This is a genomic window from Streptomyces sp. NPDC091416, from assembly GCF_044756845.1.
GTDB lineage: Bacteria > Actinomycetota > Actinomycetes > Streptomycetales > Streptomycetaceae > Streptomyces.
On sequence record NZ_JBIVTU010000008.1, the window covers coordinates 142,435 to 153,586 of the forward strand.

An 11,152-nucleotide genomic window follows, 5' to 3' on the forward strand; every position below is an offset into this window, starting at 1 on the left:
ACGACGCGCGGCACCGGCCCCCGGCCGATGCGGCAGGGCCCGCCCCGGATTGCTTCCGGAGCGGGCCCGTTCGTGCCTGCGGACGTGCTGGATCAGCTCGTCAGGTCGGGGCGCTGAGTCACCCGGATCGAGTTGACCAACGTCGTGCCGGTGACCGCCTTGAAGCCCACCTCCAGCCGGCCGTCGGTGACCTTGACCGTGAACGTCCTGGACAGTGCGGTCCGGGCGCCGCCCGACTCCAGGCGGACGTCCACGTCCGCGACCTTCTCCACGCCTTCGGCCGTCACGTCGAAGACACGCTGTCCCGGCTTCACGCCTTCCGGCTCGGCGAAGCCCAGCTCCACCTGGTAGACGCCGTTCGGGACGGCACCGAAGCGGTACTCGCTGACGCCTTCCCGGCCCGAGCGCAGCAGTTGCTGCTCCTGGGAGCTGCCGGCACCCGCGATGTCCTTACGGGTGTAGGTGAGGACGGTGCTGTCACCCACGTATCCGAACGAACCTTCCGCGTACGACCGGTCCTGGGTCCAGGTGTCGCCGAGGGCGTCCAGGGAGGCGGTGTCCGCACCGACGTCGACACCTTGCTGGTAGGCGGGGACGACCAACTTGAGCGGCAACGAGAACGTCGGTGTCCGCGCACTCTCCGACGTCACCACGAGGGTGCCGGAGTACACGGTGCCGGGCTTGGCCGCCGCCGTGTCGAACGTCAGCGTGACCTGCTGCTGAGCGCCCGCGCCGAGCGTGCCGGACGCCGGGGCGATTTTCAGCCAGGAGGCACCGGACTTCTCCGCGACGGTGTACGTGGCGGACGAGCCGCCGTTGGCGAGGGTCAGGGTGCGCCGGCGCTGCTCGCCCGCCGGAACGACCAGCTGCCACCCGGAACCGTTGTCGGCCCGCACCGCGCCCGTGGTCAGGGCGGATTCGGTGCGCAGCGCGGACAGGCTGCCCAGTTCGGCCGTGCGGGTCGCCGTGGCGTAGTGCGGCGCCGTGATGGTGACCTTGTGGTCGGCGGCCGCGGTCACCGGGATCTGCGTCAGGTACGCGCCGTCGGCCCGGGTGGTCGCCGTGCCGGCGCTCGTCCCGTCGCGGGTGACGGTGACGGTGGCACCGGCGACCGGCTTGCCGTCGTTGGCGTCGGTCACCGTGCCGGAGACGACCGCGTGGCCCTCGGGCCGGAAGCTGATCGCCATGCCGTCACGGACGGAGAGCTGGTCGAACGAGTACTGGAAGGCGTCGGTGCCGTCGTGGTTCTCCGCGCCGATGGTGGCGCCGGTGCCCTGCTCGAAGCCCTTCGCGCTCGGGTCGATGCCCTTGTAGTGGAAGGAGTACGTACCGTCCTCGCCGATCACGGCGGCGAAGCCGATGTGCTCGGTCGTGTCGCGGGCGATGAGCATGTCGCGCCACTCGACGACGTATTCACGGTGCGGGGCAGTGCCACGGACCGACGTGTAGATGCCGGACGAGGCGTCCATGGCGAGCTGGTCCCAGAAGGGCGAGAGCGCGCCGTTGGCCGGGGCCTTGTCGGGCAGCGGGGTGTTGTCGAGCACGGAGAGGTAGCCGAAGATCGCCTGTCCGTCGCGGGTGATCCATCCCTTGTCGTACGTGTGGCCGTACAGGGCGACGGGGAACGGCAGCGTCACTGCGGAGTAGGCCCTCGACGGCGGCGGGAAATCGACCTTCGTCTCGCCGGTCGGGTACTCCGCGGACACCTGGCGGCAGGTGGTGCCGAAGGCGTCGGTGCGGGTGGCGAGGGCGATGTCCTTGGTGGCCGTGCCCGTGGCGACGTCGGTCACGATGCCGATGGTGGCCGCGCAGTGGTTCAGCGGGGTCAGGCTGATCCGGTAACCGCCGCCCACGGGCAGCGTCAGCTTGTAGCTGCCGTCGGCCGCGGTCGTGGCCCGGACCGGGGTGCCCTGCACCTTGATCGCGACGTCGGCCTCGGTGCCGGAGTCGCTGCGTACGGTACCGGTCAGGGTGCCCGTGGGTGCGGTGGCGAGCGCCGTGTCGTGGGTGGCGGAGCCGCCGTCGGTGACGGTGAGTCCGGCGGTGTCGGTGAGGTAGCCGAACTTGGTGACGGACACCGTGTACGCACCGGAGACCAGCCGCGGGAAGGCGTAGGTGCCGTCCTTCTTCGTGGTCAGGGTGGCGTGCGTGGGACCGGCCACGGAGACCTCGACGTCGGCGGCCCGTTCGCCGCCGATGGTGACGGTGCCGGTGAGGGCGCCGACGTGGTCGCGCGGGGCCGCGTTGACGGCGGCGTACGCGTCGAGCCGGCCTTCGCCGTAGACGTTGTTGAAGGCCGCGGTGCCGCCGCAGCTGGTGTCGTCGACGTCCATCGCGGACTTGTTCAGCACGGCTTCGGTGGCGGTGATGTCACCGCGCAGTGCCGGGGCCGCCGACCAGAGCAGGGCGACGGTGGCCGCGGTGTGCGGCGAGGCCATCGATGTGCCCGACTTGGCCGCGTAGCCGCCACCGGGGGTGGCGGAGCGGACGTTGACGCCGGGGGCGGCGATGTTCGGCTTGACGGTGCCGTCGACGCCGGGTCCGCGCGAGGAGAACGAGGCGATCTTGTTGTTGCTGTCGAAGGCGCCCGAGGCGTACGTGTTCGTGAGCGCGCCCGGGGAGCCGGCGGTGTCGCAGTAGGGTCCCGCGTTGCCGTTGGAGAAGGCCGGGAAGATCCCGGCGTCCCGCCACGACTGCACCATCGCCTGGTACCAGGTGTCCAGGCTGTCGGAGCCCCACGAGTTGTTGATGACGTCGGGGGCGCGATCGGGGCGCGGGTTCTCCCCGTCGGCGTCCGTCGGCGCGAGCATCCACTGCCCGGCGGCGAGCAGCGCCTCGCGCGGACAGCCCTGCGTGGTGCAGGCCTTGGCCGCCATCCAGCGTGCGCCGGGTGCGACGCCTGTGGAGTTGCCGGCGCCGTCGTCCCCGACCATGGTGCCCATCGTGTGGGTGCCGTGGCCCTGGTCGTCGCAGGGCTGTGCCGTACCGCAGGTGTGGGTCGCGTCGAACCAGTTGTAGGCGTGGTCGTACGTGCCGTCGGCCTTCAGGCCGCGGTAGGCGGCGGCGAGGGCGGGGTGCTGGTAGTCGGTGCCGGTGTCGATGCTGCCGATGACCGTGCCCTCACCGCGTACCCCGTACTCGTTCCACACCTTGGGGGCGTTGATCCGGTCGATGTTCCACTCGATGCCGTCGACCTTGGCCTCGTTGGTGCCGTTGACCGCGGGCGGGAGCGGGACGGTGTCGTCGGCCTCGATCGAAGCGACGTCGGAGCGGGCGGCGATCTTCGCGGCCAGGGCCTTGCTGCCGGTGACCTTGACGGTGTTGCTGATCCAGTACGACGTGTAGGACGCGTCGGCCTGCTTCAGCAAGGCCGTGAGTCCTCGCTGCGAGCTCTTGGCGTACGCGGTCTTCGCCTTCAGCACCGCACGGCCCTGGCCGGTCTTGGTCGGGGCCTTCCTCGCAGCCGAAGTGTCGGCCTGGGAGGCGAGCTGCACCCAGAAGGAGACCTTGTCGTGCCGGGTGAAGTCCTTGAGCAGGGCGCTGTCCGCCTTGCTCTGCAGGGTGGTCGGCGGGACCGGTTCGGTGTCGGCTGCGACGGCCGGCAGGGCACCCAGGAAGGGGGCGCCGAGGGTCGTGGCGAGCGCGGTGGTGAGGAGTCCTCGCCACCGGGGTGTTCTGTGTCGGTTCACGTCTGCTTTCCTCATGGGGATCAGCTGCTCAGGTCGGGACGCTGGGTGACGCGGATGGCGTTGACGAGGGTCTTCTCGGCGCCGGTGGCGACCAGCCGGACGTTCAGCTGGCCGTCGGTGACGGTGACCGTGAAGGACTTGGCGAGCGCCCGGTAGCTGCCGCCGGTCTCGGCGACGATGTCGAGGTCGGGCAGGCGGACGGAGCCCTCGGCGAGGACGTCGGTGAGGCGCTGTCCGGCCGTGACCTTGCCGAGTTCGGCGAAGTCCAGCTCGACCTGATAGGTGCCGTTCGGCACCTGGTCGAAGCGGTATTCGAGGGCGCCCTCGCGGGCGGTGCGCAGCAGCTTGTCGTCGGTGGTGTCCTCGATGGCGTTGGTGGTGCTCACCTTCGTGGACTGGCCGACGAAGCCGTACGAGCCGGCCGTGTACTTCTGGTCAGGGGTCCAGGCGTCGGCGGCGGAGTCGGTGTACGCCTTCGCCCCGCCGGCGTCGATCGCCGTGCGGTAGGCGGGCACGGACACGGTCACCGGAATCCTGATCTCCGGGGCGCGTCCGCTGTCGGAGGCGACGACGACGGTGCCCTTGAGGGCGGTGCCGGGCGCCACACCGTGCATGTCGAAGGTCAGGACGACCTTCTGCCCGCCGCCCTTGGCCAGCTGCCCCTGTGCGGGTGCGGCGCTGAACCAGGAGGCGCCACTCGCCTCGGTGACCGTGTAGCCGGTGTCGGAGGCGGAGTTGGCGAGGGTGAGGGTGCGCTGACGGCTCTCCTCAGCGGGCACGATGACGGTGGTCGCGGTGGCCGGGGTGGCGGTGACCTTTCCGGTGGTCAGCGCGGTGGAGAACTGTTCCGTGGAGCCCGTGGCGAGGGCGACGGTACGCGTTCCCGCGCCGTAGTGCGCGGCAGTGACGGTGACGTCGTAGTCGGTCTTGTCGCCGGTCACCGGCGCCTGCACCAGGTACGTGCCGTCGGACCCCGTGGTGCCGGTGGCGACGGGCTCGCCGTCACGCGAGACGGTGACGGTGGCTCCGGCGAGCGCCTTGGCGTCGTTGCCGTCGGTGACGGTGCCGGTCAGGGCTGCGCTACGGGTGGGCCGGAACTCGACCGCGAGGCCGTCGCTCACGGACGCCTCGTTGTACGAGTACTCCAGCGCGTCGGTGCCGTCCGCGTTCTCGGCGCCGATGGTGGCGCCCAGACCCTTCGCGTAGTCGCCGCCCACGGGGTTGCGGTAGTGGAAGGAGTACGTGCCGTCCTCACCGATCACCACGGAGAAGTCGAGCCTCTGCGTGCGTGCGGCGGACGTCACCTCGTTACGCCACTCCACGACGATCTCGCGGTGCGGGGCCGTGCCGCGGGCCGACCAGTAGATGTCGCCGCCGTCGTTGGCCAGCTGAAGGTTGTCCCAGAACGGGTAGAGCGAGCCGTTGGGGAGTCCCGGATAGGGGACGGTCCGGTTGGCGCTTACGCTGCTGGACGTCTCGAAACTGAGGTAGCCCTCGATGTTCGCGCCGGCCTGCCGGTACGTCTTGCCGTACAGCGCCACCGGGAAGGGGAACTTGACCGTGGCCGAGCCGTCGTAGTCGCTGCTGGTGCTCAGCTTGGTGGATCCGGAGGGGAACACGGTGTCGTGCGTGGTCCGGCACACGGTCCCGAACCGGTCGCCGCGGTTGGGCAGGGTGAGGTCCTTGCCCGCCTCGCCCGCGACGACCTGGACGCCGAACGATCCGATCGTGGCGCAGCGGGAGACCGGGGTGATCGTCAGCTGGTAGGCACCGGCCGGGAGCCGGAGCGCGTACGTACCGTCGGCCGCCGTCGTGGTGGTGGTGTCGGCGGGGGCACCCGCCACCACGATCTTCGCGCCGGCCTCGGGGCCGGACAGCGTTGTCACAGTGCCTGTGAGTGTGCCGACGGGCGCGACGGTGAGGGCCAGGTCGCGGGTGGCGGTGGCGTCCTCGATGACGGTGGTGGTGGATTCGGCGGTCGTATAGCCGAACTTGGTGACCTTGACCCGGTAGTCGCCGACCATGAGCTTCGGCAGGCTGTACGTGCCGTCCGCGTGGGTCTCGGCGAGGGCGTTCATCGGCCCGTCGAGTTCCACGGTCGCGCCGGCCAGCGGAGCGCCGTCGGAGGTGACGGTGCCGTTGAGACCGCCGAGCGGGCCGCGGGGGACGGATGCGACGGCCTCGTAGGCGTCGAGCCGGCCCTCACCGTAGACGTTGTTGTTCTCGGCGCTGCCGCCGCAGGTGGTGTCGTCCACGTCGTGGGCGGTGCGGTCGAGGAGGCGTTCGGTGGCCGCGACGTCGCCCCGGATCGCCGGGGACGCCGCCCACATCAGGGCGACGGTGGCGGCGGTGTGCGGTGAGGCCATCGACGTACCGGACATGACGGCGTAGCCGCCGCCGGGGGCGGCCGAACGGATGTCGACGCCCGGGGCTGCGATGTCGGGCTTGACGGCACCGTCCTCGCCCGTGCCCCGGGACGAGAAGTACGCGATGTCGCCGGCGCTGTCGAAGGCGCCGGTGGCGTAGCTGTTGTTGTAGGCGCCCGGGGAACCGGCGGTGGCGCAGTCGGGGCCGGCGTTGCCGTTGGAGAACGCCGAGAAGATCCCCGCGTCGGTCCACGCCTGGACCATGTCCTTGTACCAGGTGTCGATGACGTCGGCACCCCAGGAGTTGTTGACGACGTCGGGGGCCAGGTCCGGGCGCGGGTTCTGGCCGTTGCGGTCGGTGGGCGCGAGGATCCACTGGCCGGCGGCCATCAGCGCGTCCTGCGGGCAGCCGAGCGGGGTGCACGCCTTGGCCGCGATCCACTGGGCGCCCGGAGCGACACCGATCTTGTTGCCGTCGCGGTCGTCCCCGACCATGGTGCCCATGGTGTGGGTACCGTGCCCGTGGTCGTCGCAGGGGGCGTCGCCCGAGCAGCTCGCGGTGGCGTCGAACCAGTTGTACTCGTGCTGGTACGTGCCGTCGGCCTTCAGACCGCGGTACTTGTTCATCAGCGTCGAGTGCTGGTAGTCGACGCCGGTGTCGATGTTGGCGACGACGATGCCGCTTCCGTTGATGCCCACCTCGTCCCAGACCTTGGGCGCGTTGATGCTGTCGAGGTTCCACTCGACGCCGTTGACCGTCGGCTCCTGCTCGGCGGGCAGTTCCTCGGGCAGCTGGAGGAGCTTGTCGGCCGCGATGGAGGCGACCTCCGGGCGGGCGGCGATCTTCTGCGCGAGGGCCTTGTCACCGGTGACCTTGACGATGTTGCTGATCCAGTACGAGGTGGAGTGTGCGCCCGCCTTCTTCACCAGGGCCTCGATGCCGGCCTGGGTGGTGGCGGCGTGCTGCTTCTTGGCCGCGATGACGGCCTTGTCCCGGCCCACCCGGGTCTTCGCCCCCTTGACGGCCGAGGTGTCGGCCTTGGAGCCGAGCTGCACCCAGAACGTCGTGGTGTCCTTCTTGTCCAGCTGCCGGACCACCTCGGTGTCGGCCTTGCCCAGCAGCTGGGCCGCGGGCGTCGGGGCCGGGCCCGCGGAGGCGGGCACCGCTGCGAGGAGCGGCACCCCCATGGCCAGGGTGAGCGCGGCGGCCATCAGGCCTTGCCGTCGCGCGAGTTGCTGTCTCACGTACGCACTCTCTTTCCAAAGGGTTCTCTTGCAGGGCCGGCACGGGTGCGGACCGGGCTCGGAGGCCGTCCGCACCCGTGCAGGGGTTCGGGGTCAGCCCAGGTCGGGCCGGTGGGTGACGCGGATGGAGTTGACGAGCGGCTGGTCGGCGGGGCTCGCGAACCGCAGGTTGAGCTGTCCGTCTCCGACGTGGACGGTGAACGTCCGGGCCAGTGCGCGGAAGGTGCCGCCCGCCTCCAGGGCGATGTCGACGTCCGGGAGTTCCTGGACGCCTTCGGCGAGGACGTCGAACACCCGCTTGCCGGGCTGGGTGTTGCTCAGCTCGGCGAAGCCGAGCTCCACCTGGTAGGTGCCGTCCGGGAGACCGTCGAAGCGGTACTCGTAGGCACCCTTCGCGGCGCTGGAGTACAGCGCCTGGTCGTCGGTGCCGGCGATGGGCTTACGGGTGGTGACGGTGCCGGTGCGGCCGAGGTAGCCGTACGAGCCCTCGGTGTAGGCCCGGTCCGGGGCCCAGAGGTCACCGGCGGAGTCGGCCACCGGTCCCGCGGCGCCGGACCCCGCGTCGATCGCGGTGCGGTAGGCGGGCACGGCGACGGTGACGGGGATGTCGAGGACCGGCGCACGGCCGCTCTCGGACGCCACCCGGAGGGTGCCGCGCAGGACGGAGCCGGGCGTGGCGCCCGAGGCGTCGAAGGTGACGGTCACCTTCTGCGTGGCGTCGGTGGCGAGCCGGCCGGCCGCCGGGTCGGCCGTCAGCCAGCCTGCGCCGTCCTTCTCCGCGACGGTGTAGTCGGCGGCGAGCCCGGAGTTGGCGAGGGCGAAGGTGCGGGTGCGCCGCTCCCCCGCCGGGACGACGAGCTGCCAGCCGTCGTCGGGGGACGCGGTCACCCGGCCGGTGCGCAGGGCGGTGTCGGCGCGCGAGACCTCGGCGCCGCCGAGCGTCGCCGTGCGGGTGGCGGCCTCGTAGTGGGGTGCGTCGACGCGGATCTCGTACGCGCCGGCGTCCTTGGCCGGGACCTGTACGAGGTACTGGCCGTCGGCGCCCGAGGTGCCGGTGCCCACCGTCGCCCCGTCGCGGCTGACGGTCACGCCGGCTCCGGCGAGGGCCTTCCCGTCGTTGGCGTCGGTGACCGTGCCGGCGACGGACGCGGTCCGCTCGGGCCGGAACGCGATGGTCATGCCGTCGCGCAGGGCGGTCTCGTTGCAGGAGTACTGGAAGGCGTCGGTGCCGTCGTGGTTCTCGGCTCCGACGGTGGCGCTGGAGCCGCGTTCGGCGGCGCCGCCCTCGATGTCCTTGTAGTGGAAGGTGTAGGTGCCGTCCTCGTTCATGACGGCGGCGAAGCTCACGCGCTGGGGCTTGTTGTCGCTGAGGAGCATGTTGCGCCACTCGACGACGAGTTCACGATGCGGCGCGGTGCCCCGGAACGCGGTGTAGACGCCGGAGGAGGAGTCCATCAGGAAGTTGTCCCAGAACGGGTAGAGGGCGCCGTTCGGGGTGCCGGTGAACGGCAGTTCCTCGTTGATGTTGGTCGTGCTGCTGGGTCCGAAGGCGAGGACGCCTTCGACCGTGACGTTGGCCGAGGTGTACGTGTGGCCGTACAGGGCGACGGGGAAGGGCAGTTCGACGGGGGCGCTGCCCGATGCCCCGCTGAGCGGCAGCTTGGTCGCGCCGGTCGGGTAGGCGGCACCGGCGACGACCTGGCAGGTGGTGCCGTAACCGTCCGTGCGTACGGGCAGGTCGAGGTCCTTGCTGCTCGTGCCGTCCTCGACCGTGATCTGGAACGCCACGGCCTTGGCGCACTTGTCACCGGGGGTGACGGCCACCTGGTACGTGCCGACGGGCAGGTGGAGGGTGTACGCGCCGTCGTCGCCCGTCGTCAGGGAGACGGGTGTGTCGGACACCGCGAGCCCGGCGCCCGCCTCGGGGCCGCCCTTGACGCGTACGGTGCCGGTCACCGTGCCGGTGGGCGCGGTCTTCAGGTCGGCGTTCCGGGTCACCGTGCCGTTGGCGACGACGGTGACGGCGGCTGTGTCGGTGAGGTAGCCGTACTGCGAGACGGACACGGTGTAGTCGCCGGCCATCGTCTTGCCGAGGGCGTAGGTGCCGTCGTCGGCGGTGCGGACGCTCGCCTGCATGGGGCCGTCCAGGCGCACGGTCGCCCCGGCGAGGGGCATGCCGTCGGCGGTGACGGTGCCGGTCAGCGCGCCGAGCGGGCCGCGCGGGGTGGACATCACGGCCGCGTAGGCGTCCAGCTTGCCCTCGCCCCAGACGTTGTTGTTGGCCGCCGTCCCGCCGCAGCTCGGGTCGAAGGTGTCGACGGCGGTGCTGTCGAGCAGACGTTCCGTCTCCTCGATGTTGCCGCGGATGTCGGGCGAGGCGGACCACATCAGGGCGACGGTGGCGGCGGTGTGCGGGGCGGCCATCGACGTGCCGTTGAGGGACTGGTAGCCGCCGCCCGGCCAGGCGGAGCGGATGTCGACGCCTGGTGCGGCCAGGTCGGGCTTGATGCCGCTGCCCTCGCCGGCGCCGCGCGAGGAGAAGTCGGCGATGTCGCCGTTGCTGTCGAAGGCGCCGGAGGAGTAGGCGTTGTCGTAGCCGCCGGGAGAGCCGCTCGTCACACAGTTCGGGCCGGAGTTGCCGTTGGAGAAGGAGGCGAAGATGCCGGCGTCGCGCCACGCCTGGACGGTGGCCTTGTACCAGAGGTCGAGCGTCGTGGAGCCCCAGGAGTTGTTGACGATGTCCGGGGCCAGGTCGGGTCGGGGGTTGGCGCCGGTCATGTCGGTCGGGGCGAGGATCCACTGTCCGGCGGCGAGCAGCGCGTCGCGCGGGCAGGCGTCCCTCTCGCAGGCCTTCGCGGCGATCCAGGTCGCTCCGGGGGCCACGCCGACGGCGTTGCCGGTGCCGTCGTCGCCGGCCATGGTGCCCATGGTGTGGGTGCCGTGCCCGTCGTTGTCGCAGGGGCTGTCGCCGGTGCAGTCGTCGGCGGGGTCGTACCAGTTGTAGCTGTGGTCGTACGTGCCGTCGGCGCGGTGGCCCCGGTAGCTTCCGGCCAGTGCGGGGTGACGGTAGTCGACTCCGGAGTCGATGTTGGCGACGACGATGCCCTCGCCGTGCTTGCCCAGGTCGTTCCAGACCTTGGGGGCGCCGATCCGGTCGATGTTCCACTCCACGCCCTCGACCGTGTTCACCCGGCCGCCGGTGGTGGCGTGCGGGAGGACGAGCGGTTCGTCCTCCTCGATGGCGGTGACTTCGGAGCGTGCGGCGATCTTCCGGGCGAGGTCCTTGTCGCCGGTCACCTTGAGCGTGTTGGCGATCCAGTACGACGTGTAGGGCGCGCCGGCCTTCTTGAGCAGGGAGACGAGTGCGGCCTGGCTCCGGCCGGCTTCGGCCTTCTTGGCCGCGATGACGGCGCGGCCCCGATCGGCCTTCTTCTTCTCCCTGCGCGCGGCGGTGGTGTCGGCCTGCTCACCGAGCTGGACCCAGAAGGTGACCCGGTCCTCGGCGTCGAGCTGGTCGCGGACCGCGCCGGCCGTCTTCTGTGCGTACAGGCTCGGCTCGGGCGGGGCGGCCGCCGACGCGGGCAGCACCCCCATCAATGGCAGGCTCATGACACCAGAGACCAGGGCTGCGACGACGGCGCGCCGTCGTGGGGGGACTTGCCTCAACACGCACTCTCCTTCACAGGAAATCCGCACGAGGGCCGCGAGATGATCGCGCGGTGGTGACCACACAGCAGTATGGGAGCGGCACACCGCGTCACCGGGCGCTCAGGGCTGGCGAGTTGGCGACATGGCGACCACTCGCCAACCGACCGTCCGGACGGGCGGAGCGCACTGTCCGAAACGCCGGGT

General features: G+C 71.2%; 3 protein-coding genes. All 3 read right to left on the reverse strand.

All coding sequences use genetic code 11. The features are described from left to right. Positions 1–92: 92 nt before the first annotated feature. Positions 93–3,689 carry a S8 family serine peptidase gene (locus ACIQMX_RS24020; RefSeq protein WP_402480949.1) on the reverse strand — a complete coding sequence of 1,199 codons (3,597 nt, stop codon included), beginning with the start codon at positions 3,687–3,689 and terminating at the stop codon, positions 93–95. 20 nt (positions 3,690–3,709) lie between these two features. Then, on the reverse strand, positions 3,710–7,300 hold the full coding sequence (locus tag ACIQMX_RS24025; protein ID WP_363073673.1) for a S8 family serine peptidase: 3,591 nt from the start codon (positions 7,298–7,300) through the stop codon (positions 3,710–3,712). Between the two features lie 93 nt (positions 7,301–7,393). Further along, positions 7,394–10,909 (reverse strand): S8 family serine peptidase, encoded by a 3,516-nt coding sequence (locus ACIQMX_RS24030; RefSeq protein ID WP_363073671.1) that lies wholly within the window; start codon positions 10,907–10,909, stop codon positions 7,394–7,396. Between the last annotated feature and the right edge of the window lie 243 nt (positions 10,910–11,152).

What these genes read in the sequence shown, in the direction of transcription:
- ACIQMX_RS24030 (WP_363073671.1), bottom strand. Translation starts at nt 10,909, where the DNA reads ATGAGCCTGCCATTGATGGGGGTGCTGCCCGCGTCGGCGGCCGCCCCG.